This window comes from Paenibacillus rhizophilus (assembly GCF_003854965.1).
GTDB classification, from domain to species: domain Bacteria; phylum Bacillota; class Bacilli; order Paenibacillales; family Paenibacillaceae; genus Paenibacillus_AQ; species Paenibacillus_AQ rhizophilus.
Map to the genome: position 1 here is coordinate 157,143 of NZ_RQPI01000007.1, position 19,564 is coordinate 176,706.

The window sequence follows — 19,564 nt, forward strand, 5'->3', positions numbered from 1 at the left end:
CTTGAGAAAAGTAAAAGTAGCCGCGACGCAGATGAGCTGCTCCGGCAGCATTGATGAAAATATCGCAAAAGCCGATAAGCTGGTTCGGGAGGCGGCCGCGCAGGGAGCGCAGATTATTTTGCTGCAGGAGCTGTTCGAGACGCCGTATTTCTGCCAGAAGGAAAAATCGGATTACTATGAATATGCGACCGAACTGGAGCAGAACAAAGCCGTTAACCATTTCAAAGAGGTGGCAAAAGAGCTTAAAGTTGTGCTTCCGATCAGTTTCTACGAGAAGAAGAACTATGCGCGTTACAATTCCCTGGCCGTGATCGACGCCGACGGAAGCGTCCTTGGCAAATACCGCAAGAGCCACATTCCGGACGGCCCCGGCTATGAGGAGAAGTTTTATTTCAACCCTGGAGACACCGGATTCAAAGTATGGAACACCCGTTATGCCAAAATCGGGGTGGGCGTATGCTGGGATCAATGGTACCCGGAAGCGGCGCGCGTCATGACGCTCATGGGTGCGGAGATACTGTTCTATCCGACGGCAATCGGCTCCGAACCCCAAGACAGCGCCATCGACTCGAAGGATCACTGGCAGATGTGCATGCTCGGCCACGCCGCGGCAAACCTGATTCCCGTGGTGGCGTCCAACCGGATCGGGCGTGAAGAGGACGAAGAGTCGAGCATCAACTTTTACGGCTCCTCGTTCATCGCCGGTCCCCAGGGCAACAAAGTTGCCGAGGCTGGACGGGGCGAAGAGACCGTGCTGGTCGGCGAGTTCGATCTGGACGAACTGGAGACGGGGCGGATCGAATGGGGCATTTTCCGCGACCGCCGTCCGGAGCTGTATCGACTGATCGCTTCCTATGACGGGGATCTGACCTTTTAACAGCCGCCTGAGATATTGCATAACACGAGCACTGGCCCAAGGAATAGAATCTTGGCAGTGCTCTTTTTTTCAATAGCCGGGATTTGGAAAAAAATTCCCATACAAGAGCCATAGGTCTTGAAAATGTAGATGTTACAAACTTCCGATAATTATGTGATATAACATAACATAAGAAAGAAAAGATAATTGTCATCTATGCTTTAATCTGTTAAAATCTCTTTATGTTATTGATAATTTCGCAGGGGGATTGAGAGATGAAAAGCAGAAATAAATGGGTCATGTCAGCTTTGGTCGCGATGCTGGTAGTGATTATCGCCGGATGCGGATCGGACAACGCAAGTTCCGGCAGCAATGGCGAAACAGTAGTCAAGTTCGCGAGTGACGCTACATATGCGCCGATGGAATATATGGATAAGGATACGATCAAAGGCTTCGATATTGATTTTATCGATGCGGTCATGAAAGAAGCGGGAATGAAATACGAAGTGGTCAACACCGGCTGGGATACGATGCTTGAGAGCGTCAAGCAGGGCACGGAGTACCAGGCTGGCTTGTCCGCGGTATCCATTACCGACGACCGCAAGCAGACGTATGATTTCTCCGTTCCTTATTTTGAATCGACCAACATGATTATGGTTAAAGAAGGCAGCGACATCAAGAGCGCGCTGGATCTTAAGGAGAAGACTGTGGCTGTGCAAACTGCCACTACCGCCGATGAGCTGATGAGCAAGATTATGGGCGTGGGCAACACGAAGCTGAAGCGCTTTGACAGCAATGCGGTAGCGATGATGGAGCTGGACAACGGCGGGGCGGACGCAGTGGTGGCCGATATCGCGATCGTTCGGGAGTATATTAAGAACAATCCGAATATGAAGCTGGTCGGCATCACGGATACGCCGAATTTCGGCTCCGAGTATTACGGCATTCTGTATCCGAAGGGCAGTGAGCTGAAAGCGAAGCTGGACCCTGCGATCCAAAAGGTAGTTGACAACGGCAAGTACGAGGAAATCTACAAAAAATGGTTCGGTGAAGCTCCCGACCTGACGAACCTGAAGAACGCACAGTAAGCAAGGCAAGCAAAGCAAGCATGCGTAATGTATACTATTGCGCGTGCTTTGTTTTTTTCATAGAGAGATAATTTATGGGGAACGGCGGCATCCCGCCTACCCGCGAAAAGAAGAGAAGGGAAGAGAAAGATGGATTTCAATTTCGACATCATTGGAGGATATTTGCCCTTATTCTTGAGGGGAACCTTATATACGGTCGGCTTTTCGATCGCCTCGATCATCCTTGGTTCCATTTTTGGACTGGGCATCGGCTTCGGCAGAATGCTGAAAAGTCCGCTCTGGCGCTGGCCTTTCCTGGCCTATATCAATTTCTTCCGGGGCACGCCGCTGTATGTCCAGATCCTGATTGTGCATTTCGGGCTGGTTCCCGCCTTTTTTGGAAGCACCAATGCGCTGATCTCCGGTGTCGTTGCGCTGTCGCTCAACTCGGCGGCTTATACGGCGGAAATTTTCCGGGCGGGCATTCAATCGGTTGATCCCGGGCAGCGTGAGGCGGCGCTGTCGCTCGGCATGACCGGAAGGCAGTCGATGCGGTTCGTGGTGCTGCCGCAGGCTGTTAAGCGGATGGTACCAGCATTTGGCAACGAGTTCATTGTGCTGGTGAAGGACTCCTCGCTTCTGGCGCTCGTCGCCGCCCCCGAAATCATGTATTGGAGTAACACAATGAAAGGCCAGTACATGCGGATATGGGAACCTTATTTGACGGCGGCGGTCATTTACTTTGTTCTCACCTATTCGCTCAGCAAGCTGCTGTCCTATATCGAACGGAGGATATAACCAAATGGAACCGATCATTTCCGTCAGACATCTGAGCAAGGCATTTGGGAGCAACACCGTGCTCAGCGATATCAGCGTTGATATCAACAGCCGTGAGGTTGTCGTTGTAATCGGGCCTTCGGGTTCCGGCAAATCAACCTTTCTGCGCTGCCTGAACCTGCTGGAGCAGCCTCAGGGGGGCGACATCGTCATTGAAGGCGTCAATCTGATGGACACAAAAACGCGGATTAACGAGGTGCGGACCGAGGTTGGTATGGTGTTCCAGCAGTTCAACCTGTTCCCGCACAAGAAAGTCATTGAGAATATTATGCTGGCGCCGGTTCAGGTACGCAAGTGGCCGGTGGAGCGGGCTCGGCAGAAGGCGCTGGAGCTGCTGAACAAGGTCGGACTTGCCGAAAAGGCAGAGGCGTATCCCGCCTCCCTGTCCGGCGGACAAGCCCAGCGGGTGGCGATCGCCAGAGCGCTCGCCATGGAGCCGAAAATCATGCTGTTCGACGAGCCTACGTCGGCGCTTGATCCGGAGATGGTCGGCGAGGTGCTTGCCGTTATGAAGGATCTGGCCCGGGAAGGGATGACGATGGTCGTCGTCACGCATGAAATGGGCTTCGCTCGCGAGGTGGGCGACCGGGTGCTGTTTATGGAACAGGGCGCCATTGTGGAAGAAGGGCCGCCGGAGGAGCTGTTTGGAAGTCCGCAGCACATGCGGACCCGGGAATTTTTATCGAAGGTGTTGTAAGCGGCGGGGATTCCCGCCGTTTTTTTTTTGAAATATAAGAGTTTATCAGATTCATGGATGCCGCCGGGAGCGAAGTAGAATCTTGTCTATTAATCAAGTAAAATTGGAAGTACGCGGTCAGGAATTGAAACATATTCGGTTTCTCCGCGTATGACCTTGTATATTTATTTTGCCGGGAATGCCCGGCGCAACCTAGCGATTTTTCGAAATGGAGGGTTAACGCTTGGCAGGAATTAATTTGGTAAAAGGCCAAAAAATCGATTTGACTAAAGGCAATGCCGGCCTGACGAATGTGATCGTCGGTCTGGGCTGGGACCCCGCCGAATCCAAAGGGCTGTTCGGGTTCAAGAAGCAGGCCAATGTCGACTGCGACGCCTCGGCCCTGCTGCTGAACGCGGACGGAAAGCTCACGAAGAAGACCAATCTGGTCTGCTTCCATAACAAGCAGAGCGCCTGCAATTCGGTCGTTCATTCCGGAGACAATCTGACAGGCGAGGGAGACGGAGACGACGAGCAAATCAGAGTGAACCTTAGCGCAGTCCCTTCCGATGTGCACCGGGTTCTGGTTGTCGTCAACATTTACGACGCCGTGAACCGCAAGCAGGATTTCGGCATGATCAGATCGGCGTATATCCGCGTGATGAATGCCTCGGGCGGCACCGAGCTGGTCAGATATAACCTGTCGGACAACTACTCCGGCTTCACTGCCCTGATCTGCGGCGAACTGTACCGCCACGGATCGGATTGGAAGTTCGCGGCGATCGGCGAAGGCAGCCATGCGGCGCATATCAATCAGTTGGCCGAACGGTATGTATAACGGCAGTTTTCGTGCATTTTGACTTACCCATACCATTAATGAAGAGAGGTTATGCAAAAATGGCAATCAATTTATCCAAAGGTCAGAAGATCGATTTGACGAAGTCGAACCCGGGTCTCTCCAAAATTACGGTAGGTTTGGGCTGGGACACGAATAAATACGACGGCGGCAAGGATTTTGACCTGGACTGCTCCGTTTTTCTGGCGGACGCGAACGGAAGAGTAACCAAAGAGAGCAATTTTATCTTTTTCAATAACAGACAGAATGAGAATGGCTCCGTCGTGCATACCGGCGACAACCGTACCGGCGAAGGAGACGGCGACGACGAGCAGATCCAAATCGACCTTGCGGGCGTTCCTGCCGATGTGGAGAAGATCGCCTTTTCGATTACCATCTATGAGGCAGAGCAGAGAAACCAGAACTTTGGACAGGTCTCCCGTTCGTATGTACGGATTCTGAACGAAGTGAACAAAGAGGAACTGATCCGGTTTGATCTTGGTGAAGACTTCTCGATTGAGACGGGTGTTGTGGTAGGCGAGCTTTACCGCCACGCGGGCGAGTGGAAGTTCAATGCCATCGGCAGCGGGTACAAAGACGGATTGGCCGGTCTGACCCGGGATTACGGGCTGCAATAATAGATGGAACTGCCGGCGAGAACTGCCGAATCTATGAAACTATAGGTGAAAGAAGGTTTTGATTGTGACGATAAGCCTTTCCAAAGGTCAACGGATCGATCTTACCAAGACCAATCCGGGCCTGACCCAAGTAGTGGTGGGCCTCGGCTGGGACACGAATAAATACAGCGGCGGGAATGATTTCGACCTGGACGCCTCAGCGTTCCTGCTCTATGAGGATGGCAAGGCCAAGGGCGCAGACGACTTCGTATTTTATAACAATCAGACCGGCGGCGCAGGCTCGGTAACCCATTCAGGCGACAACCGCACGGGAGAAGGCGACGGGGATGACGAGCAGATTCTGATCGATTTCGGCAAGGTTCCCTCGCAGATTCACCGAATCGGCATTAGCGTCACGATTTACGATTGCGAAGTCCGCGGGCAGAATTTCGGACAAGTCTCCAATGCGTTCGTGCGCGTCGTCGATGCATCAAACAACAGAGAAGTGCTGCGCTATGATCTTGGTGAAGATTTCTCGATGGAAACGGCCGTCGTATTCTGTGAGTTCTACCGCCATGGCGCAGACTGGAAGTTCCAGGCGGTCGGCAGCGGCTTCAGCGGCGGACTAAGCGCCCTGTGCAAAAACTACGGACTGGACGCGAGCTAGCATTCGGGCGGGGTCGGTGATGATCCCGCCTTTTTCGAAAGTATTGGGAACATTTGGAGAAATGCTGATAAATAACCCCGTGAAACACAGGCGGTGCAGACAATGGGTGTATCGGTGCTCTAAGGACAGAAGACAAATCTGACTGGAGGGAATCCGGAAGCTCAGAGCGCTTCCTGTGGAAATCGGTGGGCAACCGGCGGGCGGGCGCCGAAATTCATCGCAGTGATCTTGAATATTATTTCTCTGTGGAAAACGGCCATAGTGGCAGGAGAATTATAATAGATTGGGCGCGGAATGGAAGTTTAGCGCCATCGCGGAAGGTGCAATATTTCGGCGGACATCTTGAAATGGACGAAGCTTACCGCTGGGGACTGCGCCCGGGTCGCAGGCAGAAAATAATATGAATATACCGGAGGCAAGTGACAATGGATTGGCTGTCAAATTTTTTTAGGAGCATAAGTGATAATTACAGCCATTTTTTCTCGTGGCATGATGTAATCGCAACGCTTTCCGACCCCGTAAGCTGGGGGATTATCGCAAGTCTGGTACTCCTTGAAGGTCTGCTCTCGGCGGACAACGCGCTTGTGCTTGCGGTAATGGTTAAGCATTTACCGAAGGAACAGCAGAAAAAGGCGCTCTTTTACGGAATTTTAGGCGCGTATGTGTTCCGTTTTGTGGCTATCGGCCTCGGAACGTATCTGATCGGGTTCACTCTGGTCAAGGTACTCGGCGCGCTGTATCTCTTCTACATTGCCTATAAAGGAATCTTCAAGCGCGGCGGTGACGATACCGTCGAGAACAAGGGGGCTTCCTTCTGGAAAACGGTGCTGCTTGTGGAACTGATGGATATCGCCTTTAGTATCGACAGCGTTATCGCCGCCTTTGGCGTGAGCAGCGAAGTATGGGTGCTGTTCATGGGCGGTATTCTCGGCGTGCTGATGATGCGCGGCGTCGCGCAGATTTTCCTGAAGCTGATCGAGAAGTTCCCTGAACTGGAACAGACGGCTTTTCTGCTGATTGCCATTATTGCCGGTAAAATGATGGCCGGCGCTTTCGGATACGAAATGTCCCATATCGTCTTCTTTGCTGTTATCATCTCGGTCTTTACCGGTACGATTCTGTACAGCATTGGCCGCAGAAGAAGAGAAGCGAAGAACGAATTGCATCATTAAACGGAGCAACACGGCAGCCGTCCCCGACAGGACGGCAAAGCCGGTTTAAGGGGCAACCATTTTAGGATCGGGAGGGCTGGGCTTTGAGATATTTTGAACATTTGACACCGGATCAGGAAAAAATGCTTTTCTACTCACCGCCCGTTTGTTTTGATCACACTACCGATAAAGCCCTGCTGGCCTATGCCGTTGGCGCCGCTCTGTACATGCCGGCTACCCGCCCGAATGCGGCCGAGGATATATGGAAATTGAGAAAGGGCGGTCTGGTCACCGTCATTATGGATTTGGAGGATGCGATCGGGGACGGAGAGGTGGAGCAGGCCGAAGAGATGGTCGTCCGGCATCTTTCCGTGTTGGCCGAGCTCGCGGAGAAGCCGGAAGAAGAGCGGTGCGGCATTCCGCTGCTGTTCATCCGGGTGCGGAGTCCTCTCCAGCTGCGCCGGCTGATTTTCCGGCTGGACTCCCTGATCCTGTTGGTGACCGGCTTTGTTTTTCCAAAGTTTACGGCGGAGAACGGCGGCGACTACTTCGAGGCGCTTGCCGATTACAACCGGTCGCGCAGAGTCGGCGCTCCTCCGCTGTACGGTATGCCTATTTTGGAGAGCGCTTCGATCATTTACCGGGAAAGCCGGCTGGACAACCTTCTGTCGATCCGGCAACTGCTCTCCGGCTACCGGGATTACGTGCTGAATGTCAGAATCGGCGCAACCGATTTTTCCAGCGCATTCGGTCTTCGCCGCAGCTCCGACATCAGCATTTACGAGCTTGCGCCGATCCGCGATTGCATCGCCGATATTATCAATGTGTTTGGACGGATGGAGGACGGCTACGTGATTTCCGGGCCTGTCTGGGAATATTTTGCGAACAAGGGACACCGGGTGCTGCGCCCTCAGCTGAGACAATCTCCCTTCGAGGAGGCATTCGGCCGGAACGGCCGCAAAATGCGCAACCGCTATATCTCCAAGGCGCTGGACGGACTGATCCGGGAGGTGCTCCTCGACAAGGAAAACGGCATCGTCGGCAAAACGGTGATCCATCCCTCCCACCTGAGGCCCGTGCAGGCACTGTACACGGTGATGCATGAAGAATATGTGGATGCAATGGGCATCGTGGAGAGCAGTGACGGGCTTCGGGGCGTATTCAAGAGCGAGTACACCAACAAAATGAATGAAATCAAGCCGCATCTGAACTGGGCGAAGCGGGTACTGATACGATCTCAAATATACGGGGTGTTGCATGAAGAACAGCATTTTGTCGGACTACTGCCCGAACACGAATATGCACACGTTTAATATCGTCGATCAATTGTCTGTCAAGGTAACCGAAACCGCCAACCCGTTCCGCCTCCCTGTTTCTACGCTCTTCTCCATGGCCGCCCGAATCAACAAAAAGCGTTCGTTTCTGTTTGTCAGCAAGGTGCTGGGCAAGCACATTCCCGTGAACCCTTATACGCCGCTGCTGACCGGCGCAGCGCTTGGACTGCTGTTGTACCGCGAGCAGCTGCGGGCTTCGCCGGAAGGCGATTGCTGCACGGCCGGAACGGCTGAGGCGATAACGGAGGAGGCGGTGGCCGGTGCAAGGCCGCAAGAGACTTGCGCCAAGGGCCGAGCGGCAGGCGCGGAGTCCGATGAGGCTGCGGCCCGCAGTGAAGAAGCGGGCAGCACGGCGGCGGAGCAGGCCGAGCTGCTGCTTGACCGGGCGGTGCGTGGACTGATGCATCCGGCCTATGCGGAAGAGGCTTACCGCGATCTTGTCGCCGCCAAGCTGGTGCTGCCGAGGCCCGCGCTGTTTATCGGCTTTGCCGAGACGGCTACGGCGCTTGGCCACAGCATGTACCGGCTGTTTGACGGCGGGGCCGCTTATATTCATACGACGCGCGAGGATATCCCGGATTTGCAGTCGGTCATCAGCTTCGAGGAGGAGCATTCACATGCCGTCGACCATCTCTGTTACGCGCTGGAACCGTCTTTATTGTCCGGCGGCGAGCCGGTCATTCTCGTCGATGATGAAATTACGACCGGCAATACCGTCATCAATATTATCCGCGATATCCAGTCCAAGTTTCCAAGGAAGGAATACGTGGTTGCTTCAATACTTGACTGGAGAACCGGTCGGAATCTTCAGACTTACGGGGAGCTGGAGAAGGAACTGGACATCAGAATCACATCCTTGTGTCTGCTTCAGGGAAGCATCGAAGTAAGCGGCGCGCCGCTGTTTGAAGCAGCGGATGCCCCGACTTCCTCCGCCAGCACAACGCGGGCACCGGTTGTTGCGTCTTATATAGTAGACGGGATGAAGCGGCTCCCTGTCTGTTCGATTGATTCGCTGCGTGAAATCAATGCCGCGCCGTACATCCGCGGCTCCGGCCGGTTCGGCATCCGGCCGCAAGACAATACGGAGCTTGACCGAGCCGCCGCGAATATTGCGCGGAAGCTGCGGACGATGCGGGGAGGAGGCGCGTCACTGGTTCTGGGCGTGGGAGAATTTATGTATCTGCCGATGCGGGTGGCCGCCGAAATGGGCGAAGATGTCTTCTACCAGTCGACGACCCGCAGCCCGATTCATCCGGGTTCCGCCCCGGATTACGGCGTGCTCAGCGCAGAGGCCTATCCTTCCGCGGGCGATCCAGGCATTACGAATTATATTTACAATGTCGCTCCCGGGCAGTACGACGACATTTTCGTGCTGCTGGAACGGGAGGTGCCCGCCTCGCGCATACAGCCGATGCTGGACGTACTGAACAGGCTCGCCGGGCGCAGGGTTCATTTGATTGTGCTGTCCGGCGAAAGAGAGAGGGAGGCGGAGGAATGAAGGAGCTCGGGATGCAGCGATGGATGGACAAAAAAATAGCTCCGCCCGTCCCCCTGGGCAGTTATGCGCCGGAGGACGTCACTTTCCTGCTGAAGGACCTCGGTGGCGCTGCGCTTGAACGGGGGACGAAGGAGCGGGAAACCGCTATTCAATCCGGCGTCCACTATTCGGAGATGCTTCCGGTCGAGTACCGTCCGACAGACCGGTATATCGATCTGTTCCACGATACGCTCCGCCGGTCGGCGGGCAAAGTCGCACAAGCTGTCGCCGCCGTGTCCGAGCTGATCTGGTCGCGCAAAGGCCGCGAGGCGGTGCTAATCTCGCTCGCCCGCGCGGGTACGCCGGTCGGCGTGCTGATCAAGCGATACATCAAAGAGATGTATAGAGCGGATCTTCCGCATTACAGCATATCCATCATCCGGGGCAAAGGGATTGATGAAAATGCGGTGCTGTATATACTCCAGCGCCACGGAGCGGACGCAAAGCTCCAGTTCATTGACGGCTGGACGGGGAAAGGCGCGATCCGGCAGGTGCTGATCGAAGCCTGTGAGAGCTTCGGCGTGAAGTATGGCGTCCGGCTGGACGATGATCTAGCTGTACTGGCCGATCCCGGCCGCTGCACGGCGACATTCGGCACAAGGGAGGATTATCTGATCCCGAGCGCCTGCCTGAATTCCACCGTCTCCGGGCTGATGAGCCGGACCGTGCTTCGGGATGATCTGATCGGCCCGGAAGACTTTCACGGCGCCAAATTTTACAGGGAATGGCTGGACGAAGATGTATCCAATCTATTCGTCGATACGGTCAGCTCCTGCTTCGCGTCTGCCGCGGAAGCAGGCAGCAGGACGGCTGCGGAGATGCTGGTCTCACCGCCGCCTGTGACCTGGCAGGGGCTGCGGGATATCCGCAGCATCCAGGAAACATACGGCATAGCCGACATTAATCTGGTCAAGCCGGGAGTAGGCGAGACGACCCGGGTGCTGCTGCGCCGAATGCCGTGGAAAATTCTCGTGGACAGGGTCGATAATCCTAACCTGAGTCACATAATGCTGCTCGCGGAGGACCGCGGCATTCCGGTGGAGATCTTCCCGGATCTGTCCTATTCCTGCTGCGGCATCATCAAGCTGCTGAAGGGGGAAAGCGAATGATATACGCAAGCGATCTGGACCGCACGCTAATCTACTCGCCTGCGGCGCTTGGCGTTCCGGAAGATACGCCCGGGCTGGTTCCGGCGGAAATCCGGGACGGCCGGGTCGTGTCCTACATTTCAAGGACGGCTCTTCAGGAGCTTGCGGCGCTGTCGCCGGACATCGTCTTTATGCCCGTAACGACACGGACCGTGGCTCAGTACCGGAGAATTAATTTGTTCCGGGAGACCGTGATTCCGGACTACGCCGTCACCAGCAACGGCGGCAATATACTGGTGAACGGAGCCGTCGATGAGGAATGGAGAAAGAGAATTGGTGAAAAGGTCATGGCGGAATCCGCTCCCGAAGGCGATGTAAAATCGCTTGTGCTGGCAGCGCTTCGGGAAGAGTGGATCATCAGCGAGCGCTGGTGCGACGGGCTGTTCTACACTTATGTCGTACATCGCGATTTGATACCGATTGAGGTGGCGTTGGGTCTGTCGGAGAAGCTGTACGGACTCGGCTGGAGGGTTTCCCTGCAGGGCCGCAAGCTGTATGCCGTTCCGGCCGCCGTCAACAAGAGCGACGCTATCGCCCATGTCCGCCGAACCGTCCGAAGTGAGCCGATGGCGGCGTCGGGCGATTCGCTGCTGGACCGGTGCCTGCTGGACAGCGCCGACTATGCCATCGTTCCGCCGCACGGAGAAATCTACGCGCAGCGGGAGAACGGACCCGAGATGCCGTACCGGTTCACGAATTCATCCGGCGTGTTCGCCGCCGATGAGATTTTGCGGTATGTAAGGGAAATATATAACCGATTATCGGCAACGGGAGTGGAGGCGCAGTGAAGAGTGTAAATGTTTATTTCAACCGCTGGTTTTCGGTTGCCTACCACTATATGAACCTGATCCGCGGCAACGAGGACGGTATGCCTTTCCGGATTTTCGCGACTCATCCCGACATCAACCATATGTCACTGCAAGGGGCTGACGTGGCGGAGAAGGAGCCTGCGCTTACGGGCTTGCCGTATGTAGAGTTTTGCGTTGATTTCTGCCGCCGCCATGCCATCGATATCTTTATTCCCCGGCTTCACATGCTCGATATTTCACGTCATGCTCATCTGTTCGACGAAATCGGGACGAAAGTGCTGGTGTGCCGGGATGCGGAGCTGCTGGAAAGCGTAATGATTAAGGACAAATTTTATGAAAATGTCAAAGCCAAAGGCATTATGGCCATTCCCGACTATCATGTCGTCCGCAGCGCGGAAGGCTTCGAGGCGGCTTACCGGGACCTTGCGGCAAAAGGGCATCGCGTCTGCTTCAAGCCGACCGATTCCGAAGGCGGGCTCGGCTTCCGCATCATTGACAACAACCGCAGTCCACTGCAGGAGCTGCTGGGCTACGTAACGCCGCTCATTTCATTTGAGGAAGCGCGGCGCATTCTGGCGGAGGCCCGGTCCTTCCCGGATCTGATGGTCATGGAGCTGCTGGAAGGCTATGAGTACAGCATCGACTGCCTGGCCGGCGGGGAAGGAAGGCTGCTCGCCGCCGTCCCGCGCCGCAAGGCGGGCGGACGCCTGCGGCTGCTTGAGCGCCATGCCGGATTTATGGAGCTCGCGGCCAAGGTGGCGGAAACGTACAGACTCCCTTACAATTTTAATATCCAGATGAAATACAACGGGGAGACGCCGAAGCTTCTGGAGATTAATCCCCGGATGTCGGGAGGGCTGCATATCACCTGTCTGTCCGGCATCAACTTTCCTTATCTGGCTGTCAAAAGCGCGCTCGGCGGCGAGGTGCCGCGGATGGAGCTTCAGCGCGACATTCTGGCCGCGCATATCGAACAGCCGGTCATCGTGACGGAAAAAGAGAATTCCGCCGCACCGGATGTCGTTAATTGACAAAAGCGGATGGAAAGTGTTACTTTTCTTCCAAGAGACAGGCTGTCATTTATAGGAATATGCTGTGCAAGAGGTGAGTGCTATCCAACATAAAGCGAAAGTATTGGTATACGCGGGCATCGGTTACGCCGCGGCGGTGGTGACCAGCACCGTGCTGCCGGAAATGCTGTCCCTGCTGCTCCCGTTCGCCGGGGCAGCGTTCGGGCTGTTCGGCGGAAGCAGCCGGAGAAGCAACCTGCCCGGCGAGGCGCTCCCAGGGGGAGCCGAACCGTCCCCGTCAGCGCATCCGCTCCGGACGGCGGCTTCCGCAGCCGGCACTCCGGCCGACGCGCAGGCGGCTCAGGCCGGCATGTCCGGCGCACCGGCTTACCGGTCCGGGGCCCCGGCCGGCGAAACGGACGGCGGCAGGGGAGAACCGGCAGCTTCGATTCAGCCGGAGTTCGCTCCAGTGGTCGAGTACCTGAGCATCCTGGAGGATATGATTATCTCCGAAGGGCAGAAGAATACGCTCGATAACGAAATCGTGGAGAAGTCGCTGGCGCTGTTCGCCCGGCTTCAGCGCGTCATTCCGCTGCTGCAGGAGCTGGGCAACGGCGAGATCAACCATACCGTCCGGCGCCTTATTTTGAAGGACCTGAACGGCGTAATCAACCCGTTCCTGCGGCTCAGCGGCGAGGCGAAGACCCGAAACCGGCGGACGCTGCTGAACGGTCTGAAGGATATCGATTCCAAAATTACCGAGATTGCCTCTACGATTGAGCACAAGGACCTGCTGGAATTGCAAAGTAAAGCGGAGCTGATTCATCAACGCTACAACAGCGCCGAATTATAGGAGGGAAGACCATGTCTACGCCGATTATTCCACTGAAAAAAGAAGATGAAGACAAGGTTGTTCAGGAAGCCTCACAGCTGATCGAGAAGGTTGCCAAGACCGATACCGTAGCGCTGGACACCCTAATGGACGATATCGGCAAGCTTGGGGTGAAGACGCAGGAGAAGGCGGGCCAGACGCTGAAGCTGCTGGACCGCCCGGTGAACGAACTGATGAGCGGCAAGCGCAGCGAAGTGTCGAACATGATTTTGAAGCTGCGGGGCGAATGCGAAGAGCTTCAGCAGAGTAAAAATGTAAGCTTTTTCGGCAAAATGCTGCGCAAGAGCCCGCTCAAAAACTATGTCTACAAATACCAGTCCGTCCGCACGAATATCGATGGAATCATTACGGGCCTTCGGGACGGCAGAGACACGCTGGAAGAGAGCATTGTCAACATGCGCCAGCTCAAGCGCACCTCCATGGAGGAGATCTATAACCTGCAGACCAAAATCGCCTTCGGGAACAGGCTGAAAGAGCTGTTCGAATCGGAAATCGCCAAGCCGGAGAACGAGTACCGCAAGACCTATCTGGAACGCGGCCTTCGCAAGGTGGTTACCCGCATCCAGTCGATGACCGAGATGATTATGCTGTACAATCAAGCGATTGCCGCGACGGATATCATCAACGACAACAACGACAAGCTGATCGACTCCGTGAACAACGCGATCGACAAAACGTCCAACCTGATTACCGTGTCCGCGATGATTGCGATGTCTCTGGCTGATCAGGAAAATGTCATCTCCGCCGTGGAGGCGACGAACAAGACGATTGAAGACCAGTTCAAGGAAAATGCGCGGCTGCTGCGCACAACGACGGAGAAGACGAGCGAGCTGCTGGCCAAGCCGTCCATGTCCATGGAGGCCGTCAATCAGGCAATCGGCGATCTGATGTCCGCCCTCGATACGTCGGAGCAGTCCAACCGCCGGATCATCGAGAGCTGCCAGGATTATACGAACAAAATGACAGCGATCAATACGCAGCTTGGCAACCGCTTGGGCCAGAATGAGGCGGGCCGTCCCCAGGCGCTGAAACAGGGCGCGGCGGATAATGAGCTGAGCAGCTTTTTGAATTAGGACTAATTGTTCTATATATGCAGACGCGTGACCTGTCCGTTTATCCGGCAGGTCTTTTTGCTGTGCTGTACTCATAATCCCCCTCCCCCGCACATACATTGCGACAAGGCGCGGCAATGTGGGAAGGGGGAGTTAACGTGATCCTGGGCTGCCTGATTCTCGTGCTTCTTGTGGTGGCCAGCAGCGAGAAGGCGGAAGGGATCGCCGAATTGAACGACGACGATTCCTGACCCAAGGGATGATCCGGCAATCTCCGGGGTTTGTTGTTTCAAGCGTTTTCTTGCGGTTTATTGGGTATAATAAGCCACAGCTCGTATTATCCCGAGGCTGCTGAAAATACGACAACCCACGGAGGATCTATGGAAAACGAAGCACTGTTGAAAGTCGAGCAATTGGCGCTGAAGAAGCAAAAAGTTTACCGAAACAGTATATTCCGCTACATTGCCCGCGCCATGCTGGCCAGTATGTTTATCGGATTCGGCGTTATCGTGGCCTTCAAAACCGGCAACTTTTTTTACATGGAGCATTCTCCGATGACCTATCCGATGGCCGCTATTACTTTCGGAGCAGCCATCATCCTCATTTCCTACGGCGGCGGCGACCTGTTTACGGGTGATACGTTCTATTACACCTATGCGGCGCTGCGCAAGAAAATGCGGTGGACGGATGTCGCGCGGATGTGGGTGTGGAGCTATATCGGAAACATTTTGGGCGCAACGGCATTCGCCCTGCTCATTTATTTGACGGGTTTATTCTATGATGCGAATGTAAACGGCTTTTTGCTGAATGTCGTTGAGCATAAAATGGCAGCCCCGGCTGCGCAGCTGTTCTGGCGGGCGATTCTTTGTAACTGGCTCGTCTGTCTGGCTTTCTTTGTGCCGATGTCGCTCAAAGCCGACGGCGCCAAACTGTTCTGTATGGTGCTGTTCGTATTCTGTTTCTTCATTTCGGGCTATGAACATAGCATTGCCAATATGTGCACCTTCGCGATCGCGCTTGTGCTGAACCACCCCGGAACCATCTCGTGGGGCGGTGTTGTGCATAACCTGGTTCCGGTTACCTTTGGCAATTTGATCGGCGGCGGGGTGCTGATGGGCGTCATGTACTACTATGTGAACAAGCCTTTCCTGGATCAGGACAGCCATTAAACGGCGGTGGACCGGATTTGCGACGCAGTCCATTCAAAGGCAAAGAAAGACCTCCATTCTGCACTAGGCAGGATCGGAGGTCTTTCTTCACTCTCCGTCTTGCGGCGGCATCGGCGGCATTTGCCAGTAAAGCGGCGCTTCCTCGCGAAGAGTCCCTTCCAGCGGTCCGCCTTCCCGCCGCCAATATTCGATGCCGCCGAGCATTTCTTTGACCTGGTAGCCCTGCGCGGCCAGCCGGGCGGCGGCTTTGGTCGCTCCGTTGCAGGCCGGACCCCAGCAGTACACAACCAGCGCCCGGTCCCGCGGCAGCTCCGGAGCACCGCTGCGGCCAAGATATCCGGAGGGCAGAGAGACGGCGCCGGGCAGATGCGCCTCTTCATAGGAACGGGCATCGCGGACATCAACCAGAACAAAATTCAGCAACCCTTCACGCAGATCATAGGCGACGTCGGCCACATCGGTTTCGAACCTTCCCTTTGCGGCGAAATAGGCTGCGGCTTCGGCCGGGGAAGCGGGCGGAACGGACAACACCTGTGATTTCGGTTGGATCTTCATGCTTACATCCTCCTTAAAGTCTACTGATGGCTCTTTCCTCCATTTTAGCTTGAATGAATCATTGCTGTTATCTATAGTATTAGATAACAACTATCGAAATGAATGATAGTACAACCGGAGGATAACGGGATGGAACTTACTTATCTGCGTACGTTTTGCGAGGTCGTCCTAAGCGGCAGTTATACCAGAGCGGCGGAACAACTTGGGTATGCGCAATCCAGCGTAACGGCCCAGATCACCAAGCTGGAGGAGATGTACGGGGCGAAGCTGCTGGAGCGTTCGGGCAAGGGGATGACGCCGACTTTTGCCGGCAAAACGCTGCTCCGTTACGCCCGCCAAATGCTGGCGCTGAGCGAAGAGGCGAAGGAGATTATCTCCGAAGGACAGGCGGGGGAGCTGACGATCGGTTCCATCGAGACGCTTGCTGCCTATTTTTTGCCGCACCGGCTGCATCGTTACCGTAAGCAGCACCCGGATATCCGGCTGCGCGTCCTGCCTGGCTCTGAAAGTGACATTATCGCTGGTGTGCGGAACAAATCCGCCGATTTCGGCCTGATTTTTGATAAGCCCTACGCATCGGATGACCTTCAGGTCCTGTCCTTGCAGCAGGAAGAATTGTTCGTAATCGTCTATCCCGGGCACCCGCTGGCGTATCGCGAATCGATAGAGATATCCATGCTTGCCACCGAGCCGCTCGTTCTGACCGAGGATACATGCACATACCGGAATCATCTGCTGCAGGAAATGAGAGGTTTGGGGATTGCGCCGAGAGTGGAGTTGGAATTCGGGAATCTGGAGGGTATCAAGCAGGCTGTTAAGCATGAATGGGGGATCGCTTTTCTGCCGGGCTATACGGTCTTGGATGAATTGGGCCGGGGAGAGCTTAAGGCGACTCCAGTGTCTGAAGACGGCGGCAAAGGCTTCTGCATTCAGCTGATCTACCGCAAAGACCGCTGGTTAGCCGCTTCATTTAAGAGATTTATCGAAACGATGCAGGGAGACGGATGACGTAAAAGTAAAGGGCTCTGCGCGGTATGGAATTGCGATGAGACCGATCAAGCCATTTGCCGGAATGGAAAAAAAGGCGCCACCAGACGCGAAAGGTCTGTTGGCGCCTTGAGCTTTGGAGGGCGGTCTACCATTTCGAGCCGCCCCCCGACTTTCCGCCGCCTCCCCAGGAGGAGCCTCCCGAGGAGCGTCCACCACCGCCGCGCCCGCCGCCACCGCCGAAGCCGCCGCCTCCCAATCCGCCGCCAAATGGCGGCGATCCCGGCGGGCGGCCCTGTCTGCGCTGCTGCTCCCGCAGCATAGCCAGCTGGGCGAGGCGCTCCTCTTCTTCGCGCTGGCGGATAAGCCGGTTCGCCTCCTCCACGAAGGAGGAGATTTGCGCGCTGTAACTCCGGGCCGATGCTTCCAGATCATCGAGATTATAGGGGGCTGCGGCGAGTCCGCTTTGCAGCTCCTGGTATTCCGGCAGCGCGGAGAGCTGGAGTCCGCCGCGGTAGGACAACCCCCGGCTCCGGAGAAGCATCTGCGCCGATTCGATTTGGCTTTGCCCCTCCCGGAACACGGCATTCACCTTGTTCAGCCGGTCATCCAGCGCAGCAAGTCCATTCGCCGCGCCGCCCAGCCTGCGGCCGGCTTCCTCCTGAAGAGCGAGCAGCCGGTCCAGGGCTTCGCGGGCCTGCTCGTATTCTCCGCGCTCGTCGCCGGTCCAGGCTTCGATTTGCGGCACCTCGCCTTCCGCTTCGCCAAGGCGTCTGCTCCACTCATCCAGCGCGGCCTCGGCGGAAGCGGTATGCCGCGCGTCAAAGCGCCGGCCGGCCTCCGAGATCCGGCTTTGCAGCTCGCTTTGGCGCCGGCGGAGCATATCCCAGCCGCCGCGGATCGTCTCAAGATCCTTGCCATTGCTTTCCCGCAGCCGGGCTTGGCGTTCCGTCATGGCCACGGCATCCTCCATAAGCGCGTCCAGCGCGGAAGAGATTTTGCGCACTTCGTCCATATCTCCGCCGCGCAGCGGAGCTTCCATGGCCTGGGCCTGCGCGGCGGCCTGTTCGAGATTGTCATAGGGCCTGACCTTCATATTTTGCAGCGAATTCCGCTTGATAAGCTCCGCGATTTGGGACCGGGCGGCGGACAGCCGCTCAGGGAACCGGCTTAGCTTGTCCCTGTAAATGTCCAGATCCTGCAGGTCCTTTTCAATTTGTTCCTGCTTTTCCTGAGCGGCCCCGGTAATCTGCTCGGCCGCTACCGGATCGAACAGCTCCAACTGATCGGCTTTATCCGTCTCCTCCGACAGCTCTTTCAGATCCTCGCCGATCTCCTGAAGAGCAAAGCCCGTTTCCTTGACCGCCTCCTGAAGCATTCCGCCCAGTTCCGGAACATCCTTCTTCAGTTCGTTAATCTTCTGTTTGACGTTGCGGTCGGCCTCGCTGATCACGCTGATCTGCTTCTCTTCGTTTTCCAGGGCGGAGCAAAAGGCGGCTTCCTTCTCCCGCAGCGAGCCGATTGCCGACTTTAATGACGATAGCCGCCAGAAGGCGGGCATAGCGCCTTGATTGTCCGTATTCAAAGCCGACAGCTGTACAAGGGCATCCGACAACCGCGAGGATATACCCTCCGCCATCTCGCCGGTCTTGCCCTGCACAATGCCCTGGAACGGCTTTAAAGATTCGAGCGCCCGGTTGGCGCGTACCAAGAGACCGGAAATCTGTTCCCTCTGCCCGGACAGCTGCTTCCGCAGCCGCGTGCCGGCGACCGTCACGTATGCCAGAACGGTCAGCAGGGCAGCGGCAAGCAGGGCCGCAACCGTCGTTCCGAGTGGAATCGCACGGGCTGCCGAGGAACCGCCCGCTCCTTGTCCGGTCCCAATCGAATTTACGGCGCCGATCAAGGATTGGATACCTCCGGCAAAATCGCCGTTTCTGGCATAAGGGATAAAATAAACATCCAACGCATGCTGGATTGCGGCGCTGCCCGCGCCTCCTCCTTCGCCGCGCGACCAGGAATCGAAGGAGGCCTGAAGTCCGGGGTTGACGAAGCTTAGCTCCACCTGCTGATCGCCGGACGAAATGAGCAGCAGAAGATCGCGGGAGGACAGCCGCCAATAATCATAAGCCTCGGAAGCGTAGTCGGAAGACGGCTCGCGGTCCAGTGAATCGACCGTAAGCACATACAGCTTATAATCGCTTGCGTCCGCTTCCCGGGAGATTTGCGCGGCTTGGTCAGCCGTCAGCAGTCCGGCCTGGTCGGTTACGTTTCCCGTCCGCGCGGGTATTTCGGCGGCCGCGCAGATGCCGGGCAGCCACAACAGGCCGATCAACAAAATCCATACGTATTTTTTCAAGCTGGC

The 19,564-nt window shown here is 56.0% G+C and carries 19 protein-coding genes; 17 read left to right on the top strand and 2 right to left on the bottom strand.

Translation table 11 applies throughout. The features are described from left to right. Position 1 precedes the first annotated feature (1 nt). The 16 genes from aguB to EH198_RS14350 all read left to right on the top strand — a co-directional run bounded on the left by aguB (position 2) and on the right by EH198_RS14350 (position 15,657). Positions 2-877: an N-carbamoylputrescine amidase gene (aguB, locus tag EH198_RS14275; protein ID WP_124696198.1), complete on the top strand. Its 876-nt coding sequence runs from the start codon at positions 2-4 to the stop codon at positions 875-877. A 254-nt stretch (positions 878-1,131) separates the two neighbouring features. Continuing rightward, positions 1,132-1,944 carry a basic amino acid ABC transporter substrate-binding protein gene (locus EH198_RS14280; protein WP_124696199.1) on the top strand — a complete coding sequence of 271 codons (813 nt, stop codon included), beginning with the start codon at positions 1,132-1,134 and terminating at the stop codon, positions 1,942-1,944. Between the two features lie 129 nt (positions 1,945-2,073). Continuing rightward, positions 2,074-2,721: an amino acid ABC transporter permease gene (locus EH198_RS14285; RefSeq protein ID WP_124696200.1), complete on the top strand. Its 648-nt coding sequence runs from the start codon at positions 2,074-2,076 to the stop codon at positions 2,719-2,721. Positions 2,722-2,734: 13 nt separating this feature from the next. Next, entirely contained in the window at positions 2,735-3,457 is a 723-nt protein-coding gene (locus tag EH198_RS14290) for an amino acid ABC transporter ATP-binding protein (protein WP_124696251.1), read from the top strand. Positions 3,458-3,680: 223 nt separating this feature from the next. Next, positions 3,681-4,274 carry a TerD family protein gene (locus EH198_RS14295; protein ID WP_124696201.1) on the top strand — a complete coding sequence of 198 codons (594 nt, stop codon included), beginning with the start codon at positions 3,681-3,683 and terminating at the stop codon, positions 4,272-4,274. Positions 4,275-4,333: 59 nt separating this feature from the next. Continuing rightward, a complete protein-coding gene (locus EH198_RS14300) occupies positions 4,334-4,909 on the top strand; it encodes a TerD family protein (protein WP_124696202.1) in 576 nt (191 codons plus the stop codon). Positions 4,910-4,973: 64 nt separating this feature from the next. Then, positions 4,974-5,555, top strand: a complete 582-nt coding sequence (locus tag EH198_RS14305; protein ID WP_124696203.1) for a TerD family protein — start codon at positions 4,974-4,976, stop codon at positions 5,553-5,555. 425 nt (positions 5,556-5,980) lie between these two features. Further along, positions 5,981-6,727 (top strand): TerC family protein, encoded by a 747-nt coding sequence (locus tag EH198_RS14310; RefSeq protein ID WP_124696204.1) that lies wholly within the window; start codon positions 5,981-5,983, stop codon positions 6,725-6,727. An 83-nt stretch (positions 6,728-6,810) separates the two neighbouring features. Next, positions 6,811-8,019 (top strand): HpcH/HpaI aldolase/citrate lyase family protein, encoded by a 1,209-nt coding sequence (locus EH198_RS14315; RefSeq protein ID WP_246014307.1) that lies wholly within the window; start codon positions 6,811-6,813, stop codon positions 8,017-8,019. A 76-nt stretch (positions 8,020-8,095) separates the two neighbouring features. Next, on the top strand, positions 8,096-9,538 hold the full coding sequence (locus EH198_RS24900; RefSeq protein ID WP_379309727.1) for a phosphoribosyltransferase family protein: 1,443 nt from the start codon (positions 8,096-8,098) through the stop codon (positions 9,536-9,538). Next, positions 9,535-10,686, top strand: coding sequence for a cysteine protease StiP family protein (locus EH198_RS14325; RefSeq protein ID WP_124696205.1), 1,152 nt, complete (start codon positions 9,535-9,537; stop codon positions 10,684-10,686). Before EH198_RS24900 ends, EH198_RS14325 begins: the two co-directional genes overlap by 4 nt. Further along, a complete protein-coding gene (locus tag EH198_RS14330; protein ID WP_124696206.1) occupies positions 10,683-11,513 on the top strand; it encodes an HAD family hydrolase in 831 nt (276 codons plus the stop codon). Before EH198_RS14325 ends, EH198_RS14330 begins: the two co-directional genes overlap by 4 nt. Next, a complete protein-coding gene (locus EH198_RS14335; protein ID WP_124696207.1) occupies positions 11,510-12,565 on the top strand; it encodes an ATP-grasp domain-containing protein in 1,056 nt (351 codons plus the stop codon). Before EH198_RS14330 ends, EH198_RS14335 begins: the two co-directional genes overlap by 4 nt. A gap of 82 nt (positions 12,566-12,647) precedes the next feature. Next, positions 12,648-13,397: a hypothetical protein gene (locus EH198_RS14340; protein WP_124696253.1), complete on the top strand. Its 750-nt coding sequence runs from the start codon at positions 12,648-12,650 to the stop codon at positions 13,395-13,397. A gap of 11 nt (positions 13,398-13,408) precedes the next feature. Further along, positions 13,409-14,509: a toxic anion resistance protein gene (locus tag EH198_RS14345; protein ID WP_124696208.1), complete on the top strand. Its 1,101-nt coding sequence runs from the start codon at positions 13,409-13,411 to the stop codon at positions 14,507-14,509. 359 nt (positions 14,510-14,868) lie between these two features. After that, entirely contained in the window at positions 14,869-15,657 is a 789-nt protein-coding gene (locus EH198_RS14350; protein ID WP_124696209.1) for a formate/nitrite transporter family protein, read from the top strand. Positions 15,658-15,744: 87 nt separating this feature from the next. On the opposite strand, the gene EH198_RS14355 is transcribed toward EH198_RS14350, so the two are convergent. Continuing rightward, positions 15,745-16,212, bottom strand: a complete 468-nt coding sequence (locus EH198_RS14355) for a rhodanese-like domain-containing protein (RefSeq protein ID WP_124696210.1) — start codon at positions 16,210-16,212, stop codon at positions 15,745-15,747. 129 nt (positions 16,213-16,341) lie between these two features. Between EH198_RS14355 and EH198_RS14360 the strand changes: the two genes are divergently transcribed. Continuing rightward, positions 16,342-17,220 carry a LysR family transcriptional regulator gene (locus EH198_RS14360; RefSeq protein WP_185702895.1) on the top strand — a complete coding sequence of 293 codons (879 nt, stop codon included), beginning with the start codon at positions 16,342-16,344 and terminating at the stop codon, positions 17,218-17,220. A 127-nt stretch (positions 17,221-17,347) separates the two neighbouring features. Here the strand turns inward: EH198_RS14360 and EH198_RS14365 are convergent, their stop codons facing one another. Further along, positions 17,348-19,558 carry a TPM domain-containing protein gene (locus EH198_RS14365; RefSeq protein ID WP_185702896.1) on the bottom strand — a complete coding sequence of 737 codons (2,211 nt, stop codon included), beginning with the start codon at positions 19,556-19,558 and terminating at the stop codon, positions 17,348-17,350. Positions 19,559-19,564 lie beyond the last annotated feature (6 nt).

What these genes read in the sequence shown, in the direction of transcription:
- EH198_RS14325 (WP_124696205.1), top strand. Translation starts at nt 9,535, where the DNA reads ATGAAGGAGCTCGGGATGCAGCGATGGATGGACAAAAAAATAGCTCCG.
- EH198_RS24900 (WP_379309727.1), top strand. Translation starts at nt 8,096, where the DNA reads ATGGCCGCCCGAATCAACAAAAAGCGTTCGTTTCTGTTTGTCAGCAAG.
- EH198_RS14360 (WP_185702895.1), top strand. Translation starts at nt 16,342, where the DNA reads ATGGAACTTACTTATCTGCGTACGTTTTGCGAGGTCGTCCTAAGCGGC.
- EH198_RS14285 (WP_124696200.1), top strand. Translation starts at nt 2,074, where the DNA reads ATGGATTTCAATTTCGACATCATTGGAGGATATTTGCCCTTATTCTTG.
- EH198_RS14310 (WP_124696204.1), top strand. Translation starts at nt 5,981, where the DNA reads ATGGATTGGCTGTCAAATTTTTTTAGGAGCATAAGTGATAATTACAGC.
- EH198_RS14300 (WP_124696202.1), top strand. Translation starts at nt 4,334, where the DNA reads ATGGCAATCAATTTATCCAAAGGTCAGAAGATCGATTTGACGAAGTCG.
- EH198_RS14355 (WP_124696210.1), bottom strand. Translation starts at nt 16,212, where the DNA reads ATGAAGATCCAACCGAAATCACAGGTGTTGTCCGTTCCGCCCGCTTCC.
- EH198_RS14350 (WP_124696209.1), top strand. Translation starts at nt 14,869, where the DNA reads ATGGAAAACGAAGCACTGTTGAAAGTCGAGCAATTGGCGCTGAAGAAG.
- EH198_RS14330 (WP_124696206.1), top strand. Translation starts at nt 10,683, where the DNA reads ATGATATACGCAAGCGATCTGGACCGCACGCTAATCTACTCGCCTGCG.
- EH198_RS14280 (WP_124696199.1), top strand. Translation starts at nt 1,132, where the DNA reads ATGAAAAGCAGAAATAAATGGGTCATGTCAGCTTTGGTCGCGATGCTG.
- EH198_RS14345 (WP_124696208.1), top strand. Translation starts at nt 13,409, where the DNA reads ATGTCTACGCCGATTATTCCACTGAAAAAAGAAGATGAAGACAAGGTT.